Origin of the sequence: Novosphingobium sp. (assembly GCF_020852455.1) — a bacterium.
Lineage (GTDB): Bacteria > Pseudomonadota > Alphaproteobacteria > Sphingomonadales > Sphingomonadaceae > Novosphingobium.
In genome coordinates this window covers 194,597-212,814 of the sequence record NZ_JADZAT010000032.1, presented here as the reverse complement: position 1 = coordinate 212,814, position 18,218 = coordinate 194,597, and the positions used below count along the sequence as shown (strand labels likewise).

The following is an 18,218-nucleotide window of genomic DNA, read 5'->3' as shown; positions in this document are numbered from 1 at the left end:
GGGCCGAAAAGAGAAGGGGCGGTGCGTCAGATGACGCACCGCCCCCAATCGTTAGCAGGTCCTGCTGAACTTAGAAGCTCAGCTGGATCGACGCGTAGACGTAACGGCCCAGCGAGTCATAGACCTGCGCGTAGGTGTTCGATCCGTTGTTCGAGAAGTTGCCGTCGAGGAACGGCGGGGTCTTGTCGAACAGGTTCTGCGCACCCAGGCGGAAGGTGTAGTGATCCGCGATGCGGGCGCTCAGCGACAGATCGAAGTAGCTGACAGCCGGCAGGTGGTGCACTTCAGGCACGTAGATCGACTTGTCGTCGTTTTCCGACGAGTTGAAGTAACGCCATGCGGCACTGACGCTGAAGCCCGACTTGTTGGCCCAGGTCATACGCAGCTTGTGACGCCACTTCGGCAGCGGATTGCCGCAGTTGTCGCCGAACATGCCGGCGCAGCTGACGGTCGAACCACCAACGATGCGGGTGACGTCGTACTTGTTGAGGTAGGTACCGACCAAGTCGAAGGTCAGCGACGAGTTTTCGCCGAGATCCATCTTGTAGTAGCCGGTCACGTCGATGCCGCTGGTCTTGACCGAGCCCAGGTTACGGGTGTGGTTTTCAACGTAACCACCGCCGTACCAGAGCGAGCCGCCACCACCACGATGCACGAGCGAGCAGAAGCTGGTGTTGCCGCCGACGCACTGGGTCAAGATGAAGTTCGCACCATAGGTGCTGATCAGCTGCTTGATCTTGATGTTGTACCAGTCAACGGTCAGCGACAGGTTCGGCAGCGGGTTCAGCACCACACCCAGAGTCAGCGTGTCAGCAATTTCGGGCTTGAGGTTGAGGTTGCCCGAAACTTGCTGGTCGTACTGGTTGGCAGGATTCGTATCGATGAACCCGTACTGAGCCGGGGTGACGCCGCTGAGCTGGCAAGCCGCCAACGTTGCGGTCGGTGCAGCACCCGCGCAGGGATCGCGACCGCCCCACAGCGTGATGTTCGGCGAGCTGAACAGTTCGAGGTTGTTCGGCGCGCGAACGGCGCGGTTGTAGCTGGCACGGAAGCGAGCTTCCTTGACCGGAGCATATTCAAGCTGCAGCTTGTAGGTGTCGGTCTTGCCGGCCAGGCTGTAGTCCGAATAACGGTAACCACCGGTGAAGCCCAGGGTTTCGATCCCCGGCTGACCTTCAACCAGCGGCAGCGCCACTTCGATGAAGGCTTCGGACACGTCCGAAGTACCATCGATGTCACGCACGCCGTTCGGGGTGCCCTGACCCGCGAGATCGCCGGTCGAGAAGGCCAGATCGTTGGTCAGCTCGGTGCGTTCCTTACGGTATTCGAAACCGAGCGCAACCTGCATCCCGCTTTCAGCCATCGGCGACTTGAGGCCGTACTTGCCAAGGTCACCGCTGAGCGAGGCCGAAGCCACGTACTGGGTCGACTGGCCCGAACGGAAGCCCGGGGTCTGCAGGTAGTTGACTGCAGCCTGGGTCACGCCACCCGGGGTCCAGATGTTCCAGGGAACGCAGCTGCGGTCCGAACCGTTGAGGTACGAAGCGCAGACCGGCTGGCCCGAGCTGGGATCGATCACGACGTTGAGCGCGTTGTTGATACGACGACGCGAGAAGTCGTTTTCATAACGCTCAGCCAAGATCGCACGCCAGTACTGGCCGTACAGATCGTAGCTCCACACGTCGTCGATGTCGCCCTTCATACCGGCGACGATACGATAGTCGGTGTGACGCAGGTCATCGACGCGGCCACCACCTTCGACGTTACGGCGACCGATGTAGACCGACTGGATCGTCGGGGTGCCGGCGTTGGCGCCGCACAGTGCGGTCTGCTGGGCAGCACCCATCAGCGCGTTGTCGCAGTTGATGAAGAAGTCGGTGCCGAAGAACGCGCCCGAAGGAGCGATCTGCGCGCGGGTGTGATCGTCCATGAACATGACTTCAAGGTAGGGCTTGAAGTGTTCATTGATTTCGTAGTTCGCGAAGGCGCCCAGCGTGAAGCGTTCGTCCGGACGCTGGAAGTAGTTGTAGGGGTTGTAGTTGAACCCGTCACGCGCCGACGAATAGGTGCGGAACCCGCTCGGGTTGCCCGGATCGGTGGTGTAGCTCGAACCGGTCGGCGAATAGACCGGCTGCGAACCAGCGCCGACGTTCACGGTACGGCGGAAGCGACCGACGGCCGAGGTGGACGAACCGCCGCAGCTGCCGCTGCTCGAAGCAGTGTAGGCGCAGTACGAGAAGTCGCGATCACCCTGGGTGATGGCGTTGACCTTGCGCCAGCCGGCATAGGCGACCACGTGGCCACGGCCATCGTCGAAGCCGGCGCCAATGGTCAGGTTGACCTGCTTGGTCGCGCCATCAGCCCGATTGCCCTTGGGCGGCTGATAGTTACGAGCAGCCAGAGCGGCGCTGTAGTTGGCGTTCTCGAAGTCGTTGTTGTGGTTGTAGAACGAGTACTGGGCGTCGAGCTGGAAGCCTTCGAAGTCGGTGTTGAGAACGAAGTTCACAACGCCGGCCAGAGCGTCCGAACCGTAGGTAGCCGAAGCACCGCCGGTCAGCACGTCAACGCGCTGGATCATCGCGCCGGGGATGAAGTTCAAGTCGGCAGCCGGGTCGGTCGGGTCACCGGCGCCCAGGCGGCGGCCGTTGACCAGCACCAGGGTGCGGTTGGTGCCCAGGTTGCGCAGGTTGACGGTGGCGGTACCGGTGGCGCCGTTGGCGTCGGTCGAACCGTCAGCAGCGAACACCTGCGGCAGCGAGTTCAGCATGTCTTCAACGCGGGTGTTACCCTGCGCCTTGACTTCGGCAGCATTCACGACCGTGACCGGGCTAACCGCGGTCAGGTTCGGGTTGGAGATGCGCGAGCCGGTGACGACGATGTCCTTGGCAGGAGCTTCATCCTCGGCCGGCTGGCCGGCATCCTGCGCGAAGGCAGGCGAAGCGACGAGAGTCAGACCCAAAGCAACGGGTGCAACGCTCGCCTTCAGCATCGAGTAGCTTTTCATGTGTATTCAGTCCCCGATCGGAAGGGCAGGTCCACAAAGGGTCCTGCCGGGCGTTTCCCAGGCAGACAGGCACGGCGCACTACCGGCACGGTCCCCCGGATAGAGCGCGCATGCCGCGCGCGAACCCCTGTGTAAAGCCGAAGATGGCGCAAAAGCGCGAGAATTCTCGCGGCTGTAGCCATAATGTCACAGCCTGTTACAAGGGGGGTGATGCAGGTGGCAGCATGTTGCTTTGGGCCTTTGGGTTTCGAGTGTTTATTGCGCACGCATGACTTGATGTTACGAGGATACGAAATGCGAAAGCTTGTTGGCAGTCTGATTGTTACAGTGACACTCGTCGTCAGCGCACTGGCGAATCCCCTCGCAGCAAAGGACAAGAAGCCTGCCAAGCGAGAGACGCCAAGCGCCTTCAAGGACCTGGTCGCCTGCCGAGCGATCGCCGACAACGCTGCCCGTCTGGCCTGTTATGACCAGCAGGTGGCCTCGCTTGCCCAGGCTGAAAGCGCGGGCGAAGTCGTGGTCGCCGATCGCAAGCAGGTCGAAGAGGTCCAACGCGGCCTGTTCGGCTATTCAATCCCGCAGACAAACCTGCTGGGAAGCGAAAAAGGCGAGGCAATCAATCAGATAGAAGCAACCGTCGCGTCGGCCCGGCAGTACGACTACGGGCGCTGGCGGATGACGATGGAGGATGGTTCGGTGTGGGATCAGATCGGCACCGATGTGCTCGCCTTCGATCCGCGCGCAGGCGATAAGGTAGTGATCAAGCGCGCCAGTTTCGGCAGTTATGCGGCCAAGGTTGATGGCCAGCCGCCAATCAAGGTCCGGCGGGTGCAGTAAGCCTATTTTGCGTCTGGTCGCTGCGGCAGGGCCCCCACGAACAGCAGGGGATCAAGCCGGGAATCGCGCCATTTGATCGACCAGTGCAGGTGCGGTCCGGTGGCCCGTCCGGTGGCGCCGATCTTGCCAATGTACTGGCCCTGACGAACCACATCGCCTTCCTTCACGGCGTGGGCCGAACAGTGCAGGAAGGCGCTGTTCAGCCCCATCCCGTGATCGATCATCAGCAATCGCCCTTCGAGTGAGAACGAAGCTTCCGCGGCCAGGATCACCACCCCGTCGGCAGGCGCCACAAAGGGTGTACCGCTGGCTCCGGTGGCGATGTCCATGCCGGAATGATAGCTGCCGGGAACGCCATTGTAGATCCGCTGCGAACCGAACCGGCCCGACAGCCGACCATAGACCGGCCAGAGGAACTTCTGCCGCCAGCCATCAATCATGTGATCGATCCTGCGCGCGGCATTGATCCGGGCCAGCTCACCCTCGCGGCGGCGGGCATAGTCTGGATTGGGTGGCGCGCCGGGCTTTGGCCCCAGCGGGATCCGCTCAATCTGCCAGGCGCGCGGTGTGATGGCGAAGCCGCCGCGGCTGATCGCGCCGCCCGCCATTTCCGCAACAAGTTCACCACGCGCACCCGAATCGCGATCGAACGCGATGAAGAAGCTGCGATCGGACGCGATCTGCACCGGCTTGCGGTTGAATGTCAGCAGCCGCGTGCCCAGCGGCGCCCGGCCGCGCGCCCAGCCGCCCTGGGTCATCTGACCGGCAAGCGCGAAATCAACTGCAGGGTCAAAGCCCAGTGCTTCCGCCGCCAGACCGCGCGCGCGCCATAGGCCCAGACCCAGCGCCGCGCCGCCTCCGGCCAGCAACAGGCGGCGATCGATCATCTCGGTCAGACTTGGTCGGTCAGCCGGCGCGTCGCAAATTCGGCGCTGGCATAGGCTTCCTGGCGCTCAACGCACCAATAGCGTAGCGATTCGAGCGGCACTGGCTCGCTGCTCACCGCGCAGATTACATGGCTGCCCGGGCTGAGCACGCGAAAGCCGTTGGGCTGGTAGAACAGCATAGCGGGGCGGTCGGCGGAATTCATCAGCATGACGGACAGCTTAGCGGCACAATGCTTTCAGAGCAATTTACCCTGCGCGCCGGGATCGGTGGGTGCCGCTGGTTTCGGCTTGGCCGCAGCACGGACCGGCGCGCCGGGACCGGGCGACACCGCCAGCTCGCCATCGCGGAAATGCAGCGTCAGCCCGGCTTCCTGCGCGGCTGATACGCGATCGACCAGTGTGCGTCCGCCGGCGCCCGTCACCCGCACATAGCCGCGCTGCAACACCCGGTTGGGATCGAGCGACTGGAACAGCCGCGACAGGCCGTCCAGCCGTCCGCGCGCCTGTTCGGCACGGGCCGAAATCAGGGGCAGCGACAGGCGGGCGGCAGTGCGCTGCAGGTCACCGCGCGCCAGCTGCGTGCGATCAACCAGACCGCGCCGCAGCCGATCAGTGAGTTCGTCGAGCCGCTGGGCATGCGGGCTGAGCAGCGCGGCGGGGGCGGGCAGGCGATCGGCCCGGGCGGCCAGCCGTTCGCGCCCCAGTTGCAGCGGGCGAACCACCGCGCGGCGCTTGCGCAGCGCCAGTTCGGCCAGCTGATCAGCCAGGTCGGCACGCACCGGCACCGCCAGTTCAGCCGCCGCAGTAGGGGTGGGTGCGCGCAGGTCGGCGGCGAAATCGGCCAGCGTGGTATCGGTTTCGTGCCCCACTGCGGAGATGATCGGGATCGCGCTTTCGGCGATCGCACGCACCACGACTTCCTCGTTGAAGGCCCAAAGGTCTTCAATCGAACCGCCGCCGCGCGCGACGATCACCAGGTCGGGTCGGTCGGGTCCAGCCATTGCCGAAAAACCGCGCACCGCTGCCGCCACCTGTTCGGCTGCGCCCTGGCCCTGGACCAGCACCGGCCAGACCAGCACGTGGCTGGGAAAGCGGTCGGCAAGCCGGTGGAGAATATCGCGGATCACCGCGCCGGTCGGTGAGGTTACCACCCCGATCACGCGCGGCAGGATCGGCAGTGGCCGTTTGCGGGCGCTATCGAACAGGCCTTCAGCCTCGAGCCGGGCCTTGGTCTTGGCCAGCAGCGCCAGCAGCGCCCCTTCGCCGGCCACTTCCATCCGCTCGATCACCAGCTGGTAGTTCGACCGCCCCGGGTAGGTGGTGAGCTTGCCTGTCGCGACCACCTCGAGCCCGTCTTCGGGCTGGAAGTTCAGCCGCTGCGCCGTGCCGCGCCACATCACTGCATCAAGCCGGGCGTTCTCGTCCTTGAGCGCCAGATACAGGTGCCCCGAAGCCGCGCGCTTGACCCCGGAAAGCTCGCCGCGAACCCGCACGAAGCCGAAGCGATCCTCCACCACCCGCTTGAGCGCGGCAGAAATCTCGCTGACAGACAGCGCTGCGGCGTTGTCGCCCGCGGCATCCTTCGCTACCAGCCCGGCGGGTTCATCATCTGGGTAAGGCGGAAGCGACATGAATATCCTGCTGCTGGGATCGGGCGGGCGCGAGCATGCGCTGGCGTGGAAGCTGGCGCAATCCCGGATTTGCGACCGATTGTTCGCAAGTCCCGGCAATCCGGGGATTGGCGCGCAGGCCGAACTGGTCTCGCTGGACCCGGCTGACCATGCACAAGTGCTTGATTTCTGTGAGCAACAGCGGATCGGGCTGGTGGTAGTCGGGCCCGAGGCGCCGTTGGTCGATGGCCTGGCCGACAGCCTGCGCGGCGCCGGCGTGCCGGTGTTCGGCCCCAGCAGGGCAGCCGCGCAGCTGGAGGGTTCAAAGGCCTTCACCAAGGAGCTTTGCGCGCGACACCAGATCCCCACGGCGGGTTTCAAGCGTGCCACCGATAGCACTCAGGCGTACCACGCGCTCGACAGTTTCGGCATTCCGGTGGTGATCAAGGCCGATGGCCTTGCTGCCGGCAAGGGCGTGACCGTCGCCATGACCCGGGCCGAGGCCGAGCAGGCAATCGACGAGATCTTTTCCGGCCGGTTCGGGGCCGCCGGGGCCGAGGCGGTGATCGAGGAATTCATGGAAGGTGAGGAAGCGAGCTTCTTTGCGCTGACCGACGGGCACACCGTCGTCCCGTTCGGTTCGGCCCAGGATCACAAGCGGGTCGGCGATGGCGACGTGGGCCCCAACACCGGCGGGATGGGCGCCTACAGCCCAGCCCCGGTACTCACCCCGCTGCTTGAGGGCGAGGCGCTTGAACGGATTGTGGTGCCGACCGTGCGGGCCATGGCCGAGGAAGGCATGCCCTATTCGGGCGTGCTCTATGCCGGGCTGATGCTGACCCGCGAAGGGGTCAAGCTGATCGAATATAACGCCCGCTTCGGCGATCCCGAATGCCAGGTCCTGATGCTGCGGCTGGAAGACGATCTGGGCGAGCTGATGCTGGCGGTGGCCGAAAACCGCCTGGCGACCCGCCCGGTTCCCCGACTTTCGCCGCAGACCGCGCTGACCGTGGTGCTGGCCGCCAAAGGCTATCCCGACACCCCGGCCAAGGGCGGGGCAATCGCCGGGCTCGACCGGGCCGAAGCGCTGGGGGCCAAGGTTTTCCACGCCGGCACCGCACTGGCGCAAGGAACGCTGGTCGCCAGTGGCGGACGTGTGCTAAACGTCACCGCGATTGGGGAGAACGTCACCGCAGCCCAGGCAAAAGCCTATGCCGCGGTCGATGCCATCGATTTCGCTGACGGGTTCTGCCGCCGCGATATCGGCTGGCGGGAAGTGCTGCGGGAGCGCGGGGGCCATGAAGATCACGATCGTTGAAAGCGGCGATCCTGACCTTGCGCATTGGCTGATCGGCTATCTGGGCACCACGATTTCGGAAGCACGCGGGATGCAGCGCCGGGTTATCCCGGCGCGGCCCAACTGCTTCATCCAGATCGTGCTCGAAGGCGGGCATTCGCTGATCGACATCGATACAGACGAAGCCCTGCCGGTGCCGCAGGTCGGTCTGTTCGGCCCGCTCACCCATCACCGCTATGACATGGATATCGGCGGGCCGATGCGCACCTTCTGCGTGCGGCTGCAACCGGCTGCGGCCGGACAGCTGTTCGGGCTTGATCCGGTCGCGCTGGTCGATGGCTTCGTGCCGATCGAGCTGCCGCCCGGCCTTTTCGAACACCTGCAGGCCCTCGACGATTTCGCCGCGATGGCCGAACCGATGGACCGCTGGTTCAAGAGCCTGGTCGGCACTCGGCGCGAAGAGGATCCGGTATCACAGGCCGCGCGGCTTCTACGCCAGCGGCGCGGTACCGGCAGCATCCAGGAACTGGCCGAAATGACCGGGCTGTCGCTGCGTCAGTTCCAGCGCCGCTTCCAGCAGCTGACCGGGCTGAACCCCAAGCACTTTGCCCGGATCTGCCGGGTCGCCCATGCAGTGCACCTGAAAGAGCTGGTTCCGGGCGCCTCGTGGACCGCGATCGCGCTCGATTGCGGCTATTCCGACCAGTCGCACTTCATCCGTGATTTCAAGGCGCTCACCGCCACGTTGCCGCGCAATTTCCTGCGCGGCCAGACGCCGCTGGAACGCTTCCCGCGCTGGGAGGAATAGCCCCCGGGGCCGGGCGGCTCGAACAGAGGCCACCCCTCAGCGGCGATCAGCCCTTGTACAACCCGTCGAGCCGTTCGCCGTAGCGTGCTTTCAGCTTGTGCCGACGGATCGACTGCTTGGGAGTCATTTCCTCGTTGTCGATCGTGAAGGCCTCGTCGGCGAACGTGAACTGGCGGACTTTCTCGATCACCGACAGGTCCTGGTTGACCCGGTCGATCGCGGCGCGCACCGCGCTGCGGAAGGCGGGCAGGTCCTGCAGCGCCTTCATGTCGAACTTTTCGCCATTCGCCTGGGCCCATTCGATCGCCCATTCGGTATCGGGCACCACCAGGCCGACCACATAGGGCCGCCGGTCTCCCACCACCATCGCCTGGGCAATCTCGGGCTGGAGCGTCAGCAACCCTTCAACCCGCGCCGGTGAGATGTTGTCGCCCTTGTCGTTGACGATCATGTCTTTCTTGCGGTCGGTGATCACCAGCCGACCGGCTTCGTCGAGATGGCCGATATCGCCAGTATGCAGCCAGCCATCTTGCAGTGCCTTGTCGGTTTCGGCCTGGTTGCGCCAATAGCCGTGCATCACCAGCTCGCCGCGCACCAGGATCTCGCCATCCTCGGCGATCCGGACCTCAACCCCTTCAAGCGGCGGGCCGACGGTATCCATCTTGAGGCCGGCCGCAGGCCGGTTGCAGCTGATCACCGGACCGGCTTCGGTCTGACCATAGCCCTGCAGCATGGTCAGCCCCATCGATTCGAAGAACACGCCCACTTCCGGGCTGAGCGGCGCACCGCCCGAAACCATCGCCTTCATCCGTCCGCCGAACCGCCCCCGGATCTTGGGACGCAGCGTGCGTTCAAGCAGCAGGTCCATCGGCTTGTCGCGCCAGCGGCCCTTGCCCTGCGCCTTGTGCCCGCCGATCGCCATCGCCCGGTCCATCAGGAAGTTCGCGAGCCTGCCCTGATCCTTGACCTGCTTCATGATCTTCGCGCGCAGCACTTCGAACAGGCGCGGCACCACCACCATCACGCTGGGGCGGGTCTGCTCGATATTGCTGGCCAGCTTGTCGAGGCCCTCGGCATAGTAGATCTGCGCGCCAACCCCGATCGGCAGCATCTGCCCGCCGGTATGTTCATAGGCGTGGCTGAGCGGCAGGAACGAAAGGAAGGCATCGTCATCATCGAGCCCGAAATCCTCGGCCAGCACCTTGGCCGCGCCATAGACGTTCATCAGGATCGAACCGTGGTGCTGCATCACCCCGCGCGGCGCGCCGCCGGTGCCGCTGGTATAGATCAGGCAGGCGGTATCCTTGCGCTCGATCCCCGCCATCCGGGCGTCGACCGCCTGGCGCGCCTTTGCCCCGTCGCCAGCGATCAGATCGGCCCAGGCGTGGTATTCGTACCCTTCGGTCTGGGTCAGCCTCAGCGGTTCGATCCCGATCACATGCTTGGCAATCCCCGAACGGATCACCGCGCCCAGCAATGGCTTGGCCAGCTTTTCATTGGCAACGATCACCGCGCTGGCGCCCGAATCCTCCTGGATATGCAGGTGGTCACGCTCGGTATTGGTGACATAAGCCGGAACGGTGATGCAGCCCGCAGCCATGATCGCGAAATCGGCGATGCACCATTCGGGGCGGTTTTCGGAAACCAGCATCACCCGGTCGCCTTGTTTCAGGCCCATTTCGCGCAGCGATTCGGCCAGACAGCAGACTTGCCGGGTCACTTCGGCCCAGCTCAGCGCCTGCCACTTGCCTTCCTGCTTGGCCCACAGGAACGGCGCCTGCCCCCGGGCATCGGCGCGCTTCAGGAAAAGTTCGACAAGATTCCTGCTCTGCGGCGGGTCCGAAATATCTACCACGTGCACCGCCCCTTTCGCGTGCGCATCCTTACCCGAACATCCTGACTAGGCCGCCCGTGCCCTGGCGGCAAGCCATTCGCTGGCCATGCTATTCACCCACCGCCTTGCCCTCGCTGCGCGGATCGGCCCCGCCCAGCACGCTGCGGCCATCGATCGCGATCGCCTGGGCCTTGAACGAGATCGCAGCGCGGTACTGCAGGTCGGCATGGCCCAGCTGGCCCAGTGCCGGGGCCATGGCTTCCAGCGTGGTGCCCTTTTCAAGGTAAACCGTGTTGCCGCCCGGCGCGAAGATCACCGGCAGCGCCAGCGCATCCTGCGGCGACAGGTCCCAGTCGAGCACCCCGATCAGCACGCGGATCACCTGCGCGGGAATGGTCGTGCCGCCGGCCGCGCCGACCACCAGTTTCAGCTTGCCATCGGGGCCGAAGACCAGCGTCGGCGACATCGAGCTGCGCGGGCGCTTGCCGCTGTCGGGCCGGTTGGCAACCAGCCGCCCGTCCCTTTCGGCAGTCATGTCGAAATCGGTCAGTTCGTTGTTGAGGTAATAGCCGCCGACCACCAGACCCGAGCCGAACCCGCTTTCGATCGTCGAGGTATAGGACACGGCATTGCCCGCCCGATCGACCACCGAAATGTGCGAGGTGCCGTATTCCTCGGCATAGGGGGCATCGGCGCGGGCCAGCCTTTCAGCGCCCGGCGGGATTCCGGCGGCGACCGAGGGCATGGTCCGCGTCGGGTCGATCAGGGCCGAGCGCTGCGCCAGATACTTGCGGTCGATCATTCCCGCGACCGGCACTTCGACAAAATCGGCATCGGCCGAATAGCGCGCCCGGTCGGCATAGGCGAGCCGCTGGCTTTCGGCGATCAGGTGCCAGGCGACCGGCGAATCCTTGCCCAGCCTGGCCATGTCGAACCGTTCAAGCTGGCCCAGCGTGGCCAGCACGGTGGTCGCGCCTGAACTGGGCGGGCCCATTCCGCAGATCCGGTACTGGCGGTACTGCGCGCAAACCGGCGGGCGGTTCTTGGCCTGGTAAGCTGCGACGTCGGCCTCGGTCATCGGCGCGGGATTGCGCGGCGCGGTGGTGACGCGGGTGACGATCGCCTTCCGGTTGGCCCCGGCATAGAACGCCTGTTCGCCCTGATCGGCAATCGCCTGCAGGGTATCGGCCAGCGCCGGATTCCGGATCAGCGTGCCAACCGGCAGCGGCTCGCCATCGGCGCCATAATAGAGCGCGCGGCCTTCGGCGGTGAAGGCGCCGGCATGCTTGCTGGACCTCAGCGCATTGTTGAACCGCGGGGTCATGACAAAGCCTTCGCGCGCCAGCTTGATCGCCGGGGCATAGAGCGCGGCCCACGGCAGCCGGCCATGTGCGCGGTGGGCCTTGGCCGCCAGCGCGACATTGCCCGGCACGCCCACGCTGGTTCCGCCGGGGACTGCATCCATATAACCTTGCTGGACCCCGTCCTTGACGAACCATTTCGGGCTGGCCGCCGAAGGGGCGGTTTCGCGCCCGTCGATCGTTTCAACCTGACCGCGCGAATTGGTCGAGACGAACAATCCGCCTCCGCCGATCCCCGAGCTTTGCGGTTCGACCACGGTCAGCGCCAACATCGTGGCGATCGCCGCATCGGTGGCGCTGCCGCCCTGGCGCAGCATCTGCGCCCCGGCTTCGGCCGCGCGCGGATCGGCCGCGCTGACCATCCCGGCCTGGTATGCCTGGGCAGGCGGTGGCGGGGCCGATGCTGTCTGGGTGGAGGCGGCGCAGCCGGCCAGGGCCAGCGGGGCGAGGAGCAGGGCGATCCGGTTCGGTTTCATCATGTCAGGCTATTCACTTCCCACGGCTTCGGCAATGCTGGCAAATCCATCGCGCCGCATCAACCGTTCAAGCCCGCTGACCACGCTGCGGGCAATCCCCGGGCCTTCATAGGCCATGGCGCTGTAAAGCTGGACCAGGCTGGCCCCGGCGCGAATCCGCTCCCAGGCGTGTTCGGCGGTGGCGATCCCGCCCACCCCGACCAGCGGCATTTCCCCGCCGGTCGCTGTGCGGAACTGGCGCAATCGCTCAAGCGCCAGCTGGCGCAGCGGCGCACCCGACAGCCCGCCGGTCTCTCCGGCATGGCGCGATTGCAGCGGCGGGCGCGCAATGGTGGTATTCGAAACGATCAGCGCACCCAGCCGCTTGTCGATCGCGATCCGGGCAATTGCCTCCACATCGGCGCTTTCCAGATCGGGCGCGACTTTGAGGAACACCGGTGGGCCGGCGGCCCCGCGCGCTTCCATCACCGCGTCGAGCAGTTCGGTCAGCGCGCTTTCATCCTGCAGCGCGCGCAGGCCGGGGGTGTTGGGGCTGGAGATGTTGACCGCCAGATAGCTGGCCAGCGGGGCCATCAGCCGGGCCATGGTGGCGTAGTCGGCAATCCGGTCGGGCGAATCCTTGTTCGCGCCGATGTTAATCCCGACCACGCCGGGCCGGCCCAGCCGCCGAGCCAGACGCGCCACCGCCGCTTCGGCGCCGTGGTTGTTGAACCCCATCCGGTTGATCACCGCCCGGTCCTCGGCCAGGCGGAACAGCCGCGGGCGCGGGTTGCCGGCCTGCGGCAGCGGGGTGATCGAGCCAACCTCGGCAAAGCCGAAGCCCAGCGCCAGCAGCGCGTCGGGCACTTCGCCATCCTTGTCGAACCCGGCGGCAATGCCCAGCGGATTGGGAAAGGCCAGCCCGGCCACTTCGGTCCGCAGCGGCCCCGTGGCCGGCCCGCCGCCGCCCGGCATCAGCCGCAGCGCGGCAAGCGACAGGCCGTGGGCCTGTTCGGGGTCCAGCAGGAACAGGGCGGGGCGCAGCAGCGAATAGATCATGGCCCGCGCCTATGGCAGCGCCGGGCCGCGCTGTCGATTCGCCGCAGCTGCGGAACGGTTTGACCAAAGTTGGACGTTTGCGACATTGGAAGCGCTTTCAAGCCGTTCCGGAGGCAAATTGGCTCGTCAAGCTGGCGAATCTGTACAATTCGATTTCCGGGTTTGGGCCTATCCAATCCCTACGACCCGAAGGACTCGTAGCAATCCAGCACGAGATCCTAACTTCAAAAGCGACCCCAGGCCAAGGCTTGCGGGTCGCTTCTTTTATGGACCGCATCTGGGGCGTTGCCTTCGCCCGCGCAGGGGCCTAGGGGGCAATTCGGAACGAATCGTTCCGATTTAGAGGTTACCCCAGCGATGCGCCTGTCCAGCATGGCCGACTATGCCGTTGTCACGATGAGCGCCGCCGCGCGCCATTGCGGCGGGGCGCGCGTCTCGGCGGCGGAACTGGCAGCCGAAACCGGCCTGCCTGCCCCCACCGTGCAAAAGCTGGTCAGCCGCCTGACCGCCGCCGGGCTGCTGCGCTCGGCCCGGGGCGCGCACGGCGGCCTGAAGCTGGCACGCCCCGCTGCGGCAATCACGCTGGCTGATATTATCGAGGCGGTCGAAGGCCCGATCGCGCTGACCGCCTGCGTCGAGGATGCGCGCGATTGCGGGCTGGAGGACTGCTGCACCGTCCGCCCGCACTGGGCCACGGTCAACGCGGCGATGCGCGGCGCGCTGGCCCAGGTCTCGCTGATCCAGCTGGCGGGAGCGGCGCGATGAGCGAGCAGGTCAAGGATCAGGCCGCGCGCGAAGCCGCGGCAAAGGTGGCCGATTACGAACACGGCTGGTCGGCCGATATCGAAACCGAATTTGCCGAGAAGGGCCTGAACGAGGACACCGTCCGCTTCATCAGCGCCAAGAAGAACGAGCCCGAATGGATGCTCGACTGGCGCCTGAAGGCGTTCCGGCACTGGCAGACGATGCCGATGCCTGACTGGGCCAAGCTGAACATTCCGCCGATCGACTACCAGGACGCCTATTACTACGCCGCGCCCAAGGCCAAGAAAACACTGGCGAGCCTTGACGAGGTCGATCCCGAGATCCTGCGGGTTTATGAAAAGCTGGGCATCCCGCTTGAGGAGCAGAAGGTCCTCGCGGGCGTCGAAGGCGCGCGCAAGGTTGCGGTCGATGCGGTGTTCGATTCGGTTTCGGTCGCCACCACCTTCCGCGAGGAGCTGAAGAAGGCCGGGGTGATCTTCCTCTCGATTTCAGAGGCGATCCGCGAATATCCCGAGCTGGTGAAGCGCTGGCTGGGCAAGGTCGTGCCAATGCACGACAACTTCTTTGCCGCGCTCAACTGCGCGGTCTTTTCCGACGGGACCTTCGTCTACATCCCCGAAGGCGTGCGCTGCCCGATGGAGCTCAGCACCTATTTCCGGATCAACGCCGAAAACACCGGACAGTTCGAACGCACGCTCATTGTGGCCGACAAGGGGGCCTATGTCTCCTACCTCGAAGGCTGCACCGCGCCGCAGCGCGACGAGAACCAGCTTCATGCCGCAGTGGTCGAACTGGTTGCGCTCGACCACGCCGAGATCAAGTATTCGACCGTGCAGAACTGGTACCCCGGAGATAGCCAGGGCAAGGGCGGGATCTACAACTTCGTCACCAAGCGCGCGCTGTGCCAGGGCAAGCGCAGCAAGGTCAGCTGGACCCAGGTCGAAACCGGATCGGCGGTGACCTGGAAATACCCCAGCTGCGTGCTCAATGGCGAAGATTCGGTCGGCGAATTCTACTCGGTCGCGGTCACCAACAATTACCAGCAGGCCGATACCGGCACCAAGATGATCCACAACGGGCGCGGCACCCGCTCGACCATCGTGTCCAAGGGGATCTCGGCCGGCAAGAGCCAGAACACTTACCGCGGGCTGGTCCGCGTTGCGCCGGGCGCGGAAGGGGTGCGCAATTTCACCCAATGCGATTCGCTGCTGCTCGGCAAGGACTGCGGCGCACACACCGTGCCCTATATCGAGGTCCGCAACCCCTCGGCCCAGATCGAGCACGAGGCAACTACCAGCAAGATTTCGGACGACCAGCTGTTCTACGCGATGCAGCGCGGGCTCGACCAGGAAGCGGCGGTGGCGCTGATCGTCAACGGTTTCGCCAAGGAAGTGCTGCAGCAACTGCCGATGGAGTTCGCGGTCGAGGCGCAGAAGCTGCTGGGGATCAGCCTGGAAGGGAGTGTCGGATGAACAAGCTTTCGATTGCCGGCCTCCTGGCCATCGCATTGGCGACGCCGGCGCTGGCAGATGACGGCGAATCGCTCGAACAGGCGACCAGCCGCCTGCGTGCCTGCGCCCACAGCGGTTCGGCCGGCGCACCGCGCGACAGCCTGCAAGTCGCAGTGGCCGCAGTCCGTGCGCTGTGCACCCCGCAGCTCAAGCGGGTCAGGCAGATTTCCGATCAACGGATCAATGCCAATCATGCCGGCGAGAGTGAAGACAAGCTGGCCGAACTGCGCCTGCGAGCCTGGCGCAAGGTCGATTTCGACCTGGCCTTGCTGGTTTCGCGCGAAACCGGGCTGCAGCCCTGAACGATCCGGATCTAACTATGACCAAGAAAACCCTCTCCGTCCGTCCGCTTGATGAGCGTAGCGAAGCCCCCGAGCTGCAGAAGCGCGGGCGCGGCTGGGCGATCTCCGAAAAACGGCTCGATGCGATCCACGAGCAGGCCCGGCGCAACCGGATGGAACCGACCGAGGCGCAGAAGGTGCTGCAGGCCAAGCTGGCCGAGCAGGAACTGGGCAAGTTCAAGCTGACCCGCCAGCAGGTGATCGGATCGGCGATCGTCGATTTCGCCTGCAACCCGCTGCGGATCGCGGTCTCGATCGACGAAGGCGGCGATCCCGCACTGGTCGCCCGCCGCGACAAGAGCCTTGAAGCGGTCGGGGTGCGGGTGCTGCGCTTCCCCGCTGAGCGCGTGCTGGCCGACGCCGATGCAGTGGTGGCCGAGATCCTGGCGGCAATGAAGCAAAGCTATGATGAGCGTGGCCGCGCCCGCCGCCAGCATTACCAGTCGCGCGGGGAGCGGAGATGAGCGCCAGCCTGATCGCGATGCTGCTGGCGCAGGCGGCACCGGTAGCACTGCCCCGCGACCCCTTTGTGTCGATACGGGCGACTGTTGCCACGACCCTGGCCTGCGAGCGCAGCTTCGATGCAGAGCGCCGTCAGCTGGCCGACGCCAAGAAGCGCGTCAGTGCCCTGCCCCAGCACAGCGCCCAGGAGCTGGAGCTCTGGCACAAGGCCTATGCCGAGCAGACGTCGCGTGAGGGCGATTTCAAATCGCGCCGCGCGGTGGCCTGCAAGAACGAGTCCGCCTTTGAACGCATGAAGGCCGAGCTCCGCAAGCTGCGACCAGACCTTTCGCCGGGCGAAGTGCATGTCTTTGCTCTGGGTTTGTTCCACGACCTGCGCAGAACTGCCGAATATGCGGCGGATTTCAGCGCCGGGTACAACGCCAGTCAATATACTCCGCCGCCGGCCCCGCCGCCGCCGGCCAAGACCGGAAGCTGAAATGCTCGAAATCCGCAACCTCCACGCCACCGTTGCCGACAAGCCGATCCTCAAGGGCCTGTCGCTGACCATCCAGGCCGGCGAAGTCCACGCGATCATGGGCCCCAACGGCGCGGGCAAATCGACGCTGGGCTACACGCTGGGCGGACGGCCCGGCTATGAGGTGACGGGCGGCGAAGTGAATTTCGCTGGCCAGGACCTGTTGTCACTTGAACCCCACGAACGCGCCTCCAAGGGGCTGTTCCTGGGCTTCCAGTATCCGGTCGAGATTCCAGGCGTGTCGTTTGTCCAGTTCCTGCGCGAAAGCCTCAACGCCCAGCGCAAGGGCCGGGGCGAGGAGCCGCTGTCGGGCGGCGAATTCCTCAAGCTCGCGCGTGAGAAGGCGGCGCTGCTCAAGCTCGATATGGACATGCTCAAGCGGCCGGTGAATGTCGGCTTTTCGGGCGGCGAGAAGAAGCGCGCCGAGATGGTCCAGATGGGCATCCTCGATCCAAAGCTGGCGGTGCTCGACGAAACCGATTCGGGGCTCGATATCGATGCGCTGCGCGTGGTCGGCGAAGGGATCAACGCGGTGATGCGCCGCGCCGACAAGGCGGTGCTGCTGATCACCCACTACCAGCGGCTGCTTGACTATGTGAAGCCGGACTTCGTCCACGTCCTGGCGGGCGGGCGGATCGTGCGCAGCGGCGGGCCCGAACTGGCACTCGAGCTGGAAGAGCATGGCTATGAGGCGGTTGCGGGATGACCGCGCTGCCCACCCGCAAACAGGAGGACTACCGCTATGCGGACCTGGCCGCGCTCGCGCCGCTGTGGCCGGTCACGGTCGAGCAGGTGGTGCTGGCGGCGGGCGAGAGCCGGGCGATGAGCCTGGTCAACAGCGGTGACTCGCCGCTGGTGCGCGAGCTGGCGGTGACGCTGGGTGACGGTGCGAGCCTTGACCTTGCGGTGCTCAACGCCGGTTCGGGCTATGGCCGGATCGCAGTGCGGGCCGAGCTGGGCGCGGGCGCGCGGTTCAATCTGGGTGCGGCCCAGCTGGCCGGGGCCGGCCAGGTGCTGGAAGTTATTACCGAAGTCGCGCATCTCGCCCCCGATGCCACCAGCCGGCAGGTGGTGCGCTCGGTAGCTGGCAGGGGTTCGACCGCGAACTATCTGGGCAAGGTGCTGGTCGCCAAAGGCGCTGACGGGACCGATGGCGAACAATCGGTGCGGGCCATGCTGCTGGACCGGCAGAGCGCGGCCAATGCCCGGCCCGAACTGGAAATCCACGCCGACGACGTCAAGTGCGCGCATGGCTGTGCGGTGGGCGAGCTGGACGCCAATGCGCTGTTCTACATGGCCCAGCGCGGGCTGCCGCCCGAACTGGCCAAGCGGCTGATGCTGCAGGCCTTCGTGGCCGAAGCCTTCGCCGGGATGCCGGACGAGGACGCGCTGCTCGAACAGGCACTTGCCGCATTGGAGGCGATGCTGTGACCCCCGAGCTTGAAAACCCGACCGAACGCGCGCTGTCGC

17 protein-coding genes are annotated in these 18,218 nt (G+C 65.5%); 10 read left to right on the top strand and 7 right to left on the bottom strand.

All coding sequences use genetic code 11. The annotated features are described in order from the left end of the window. Nucleotides 1-70: 70 nt before the first annotated feature. A complete protein-coding gene (locus IT549_RS15540) occupies nt 71-3,004 on the bottom strand; it encodes a TonB-dependent receptor (protein ID WP_292974542.1) in 2,934 nt (977 codons plus the stop codon). 210 nt (nt 3,005-3,214) lie between these two features. On the opposite strand from IT549_RS15540, the gene IT549_RS15535 reads away from it, so the two are divergent. Beyond that, nucleotides 3,215-3,841, top strand: a complete 627-nt coding sequence (locus tag IT549_RS15535) for a hypothetical protein (protein ID WP_292974541.1) — start codon at nt 3,215-3,217, stop codon at nt 3,839-3,841. Nucleotides 3,842-3,843: 2 nt separating this feature from the next. Here the strand turns inward: IT549_RS15535 and IT549_RS15530 are convergent, their stop codons facing one another. The 3 genes from IT549_RS15530 to xseA are packed head-to-tail and all read right to left on the bottom strand — an operon-like array spanning nt 3,844 to nt 6,359. Beyond that, a complete protein-coding gene (locus tag IT549_RS15530; protein WP_292974540.1) occupies nt 3,844-4,728 on the bottom strand; it encodes a M23 family metallopeptidase in 885 nt (294 codons plus the stop codon). Between the two features lie 5 nt (nt 4,729-4,733). Continuing rightward, nucleotides 4,734-4,937 (bottom strand): DUF2093 domain-containing protein, encoded by a 204-nt coding sequence (locus IT549_RS15525; RefSeq protein WP_292974539.1) that lies wholly within the window; start codon nt 4,935-4,937, stop codon nt 4,734-4,736. Between the two features lie 27 nt (nt 4,938-4,964). Continuing rightward, nucleotides 4,965-6,359: an exodeoxyribonuclease VII large subunit gene (xseA, locus tag IT549_RS15520; RefSeq protein WP_292974538.1), complete on the bottom strand. Its 1,395-nt coding sequence runs from the start codon at nt 6,357-6,359 to the stop codon at nt 4,965-4,967. On the opposite strand from xseA, the gene purD reads away from it, so the two are divergent. Next, a complete protein-coding gene (gene purD, locus IT549_RS15515) occupies nt 6,358-7,656 on the top strand; it encodes a phosphoribosylamine--glycine ligase (protein WP_292974537.1) in 1,299 nt (432 codons plus the stop codon). The genes xseA and purD overlap by 2 nt on opposite strands. Next, a complete protein-coding gene (locus IT549_RS15510; RefSeq protein ID WP_292974536.1) occupies nt 7,637-8,443 on the top strand; it encodes a helix-turn-helix domain-containing protein in 807 nt (268 codons plus the stop codon). The genes purD and IT549_RS15510 overlap by 20 nt, the downstream gene beginning before the upstream one ends. Before the next feature lie 46 nt (nt 8,444-8,489). Here IT549_RS15510 and IT549_RS15505 read toward each other — a convergent pair whose 3' ends face one another. The 3 genes from IT549_RS15505 to IT549_RS15495 form a co-directional block, all read right to left on the bottom strand. After that, nucleotides 8,490-10,298 (bottom strand): AMP-dependent synthetase/ligase, encoded by a 1,809-nt coding sequence (locus IT549_RS15505; RefSeq protein ID WP_292974535.1) that lies wholly within the window; start codon nt 10,296-10,298, stop codon nt 8,490-8,492. Between the two features lie 88 nt (nt 10,299-10,386). Then, nucleotides 10,387-12,114 carry a gamma-glutamyltransferase gene (ggt, locus tag IT549_RS15500; protein ID WP_292974534.1) on the bottom strand — a complete coding sequence of 576 codons (1,728 nt, stop codon included), beginning with the start codon at nt 12,112-12,114 and terminating at the stop codon, nt 10,387-10,389. Nucleotides 12,115-12,123: 9 nt separating this feature from the next. Continuing rightward, nucleotides 12,124-13,152: a quinone-dependent dihydroorotate dehydrogenase gene (locus IT549_RS15495; protein WP_292974533.1), complete on the bottom strand. Its 1,029-nt coding sequence runs from the start codon at nt 13,150-13,152 to the stop codon at nt 12,124-12,126. 357 nt (nt 13,153-13,509) lie between these two features. Here IT549_RS15495 and IT549_RS15490 point away from each other — a divergent pair, with 357 nt between their 5' ends. The 7 genes from IT549_RS15490 to IT549_RS15460 are packed head-to-tail and all read left to right on the top strand — an operon-like array spanning nt 13,510 to nt 18,179. Then, on the top strand, nt 13,510-13,917 hold the full coding sequence (locus IT549_RS15490; protein ID WP_292974532.1) for an SUF system Fe-S cluster assembly regulator: 408 nt from the start codon (nt 13,510-13,512) through the stop codon (nt 13,915-13,917). Beyond that, complete coding sequence (sufB, locus tag IT549_RS15485) at nt 13,914-15,389, top strand: Fe-S cluster assembly protein SufB (RefSeq protein WP_292974531.1); 1,476 nt, start codon at nt 13,914-13,916, stop codon at nt 15,387-15,389. Before IT549_RS15490 ends, sufB begins: the two co-directional genes overlap by 4 nt. Then, nucleotides 15,386-15,730, top strand: a complete 345-nt coding sequence (locus IT549_RS15480; protein WP_292974530.1) for a hypothetical protein — start codon at nt 15,386-15,388, stop codon at nt 15,728-15,730. The genes sufB and IT549_RS15480 overlap by 4 nt, the downstream gene beginning before the upstream one ends. A gap of 17 nt (nt 15,731-15,747) precedes the next feature. Then, on the top strand, nt 15,748-16,233 hold the full coding sequence (locus tag IT549_RS15475; protein WP_292974529.1) for a DUF559 domain-containing protein: 486 nt from the start codon (nt 15,748-15,750) through the stop codon (nt 16,231-16,233). Continuing rightward, nucleotides 16,230-16,709 carry a hypothetical protein gene (locus IT549_RS15470; protein ID WP_292974528.1) on the top strand — a complete coding sequence of 160 codons (480 nt, stop codon included), beginning with the start codon at nt 16,230-16,232 and terminating at the stop codon, nt 16,707-16,709. The genes IT549_RS15475 and IT549_RS15470 overlap by 4 nt, the downstream gene beginning before the upstream one ends. 1 nt (nt 16,710) lies before the next feature. Beyond that, nucleotides 16,711-17,454 (top strand): Fe-S cluster assembly ATPase SufC, encoded by a 744-nt coding sequence (sufC, locus tag IT549_RS15465; protein WP_292974527.1) that lies wholly within the window; start codon nt 16,711-16,713, stop codon nt 17,452-17,454. Next, the gene (locus IT549_RS15460; RefSeq protein WP_292974526.1) at nt 17,451-18,179 is read left to right on the top strand and encodes a SufD family Fe-S cluster assembly protein; all 729 of its coding nucleotides are present in this window, start codon (nt 17,451-17,453) and stop codon (nt 18,177-18,179) included. The genes sufC and IT549_RS15460 overlap by 4 nt, the downstream gene beginning before the upstream one ends. Nucleotides 18,180-18,218 lie beyond the last annotated feature (39 nt).

Coding starts and splice junctions, on each gene's coding strand:
- IT549_RS15540 (WP_292974542.1), bottom strand. CDS start 3,004: ATGAAAAGCTACTCGATGCTGAAGGCGAGCGTTGCACCCGTTGCTTTG.
- IT549_RS15535 (WP_292974541.1), top strand. CDS start 3,215: ATGCAGGTGGCAGCATGTTGCTTTGGGCCTTTGGGTTTCGAGTGTTTA.
- IT549_RS15530 (WP_292974540.1), bottom strand. CDS start 4,728: ATGATCGATCGCCGCCTGTTGCTGGCCGGAGGCGGCGCGGCGCTGGGT.
- IT549_RS15525 (WP_292974539.1), bottom strand. CDS start 4,937: ATGCTGATGAATTCCGCCGACCGCCCCGCTATGCTGTTCTACCAGCCC.
- purD (WP_292974537.1), top strand. CDS start 6,358: ATGAATATCCTGCTGCTGGGATCGGGCGGGCGCGAGCATGCGCTGGCG.
- xseA (WP_292974538.1), bottom strand. CDS start 6,359: ATGTCGCTTCCGCCTTACCCAGATGATGAACCCGCCGGGCTGGTAGCG.
- IT549_RS15510 (WP_292974536.1), top strand. CDS start 7,637: ATGAAGATCACGATCGTTGAAAGCGGCGATCCTGACCTTGCGCATTGG.
- ggt (WP_292974534.1), bottom strand. CDS start 12,114: ATGAAACCGAACCGGATCGCCCTGCTCCTCGCCCCGCTGGCCCTGGCC.
- IT549_RS15495 (WP_292974533.1), bottom strand. CDS start 13,152: ATGATCTATTCGCTGCTGCGCCCCGCCCTGTTCCTGCTGGACCCCGAA.
- IT549_RS15490 (WP_292974532.1), top strand. CDS start 13,510: ATGCGCCTGTCCAGCATGGCCGACTATGCCGTTGTCACGATGAGCGCC.
- sufB (WP_292974531.1), top strand. CDS start 13,914: ATGAGCGAGCAGGTCAAGGATCAGGCCGCGCGCGAAGCCGCGGCAAAG.
- IT549_RS15480 (WP_292974530.1), top strand. CDS start 15,386: ATGAACAAGCTTTCGATTGCCGGCCTCCTGGCCATCGCATTGGCGACG.
- IT549_RS15475 (WP_292974529.1), top strand. CDS start 15,748: ATGACCAAGAAAACCCTCTCCGTCCGTCCGCTTGATGAGCGTAGCGAA.
- IT549_RS15470 (WP_292974528.1), top strand. CDS start 16,230: ATGAGCGCCAGCCTGATCGCGATGCTGCTGGCGCAGGCGGCACCGGTA.
- sufC (WP_292974527.1), top strand. CDS start 16,711: ATGCTCGAAATCCGCAACCTCCACGCCACCGTTGCCGACAAGCCGATC.
- IT549_RS15460 (WP_292974526.1), top strand. CDS start 17,451: ATGACCGCGCTGCCCACCCGCAAACAGGAGGACTACCGCTATGCGGAC.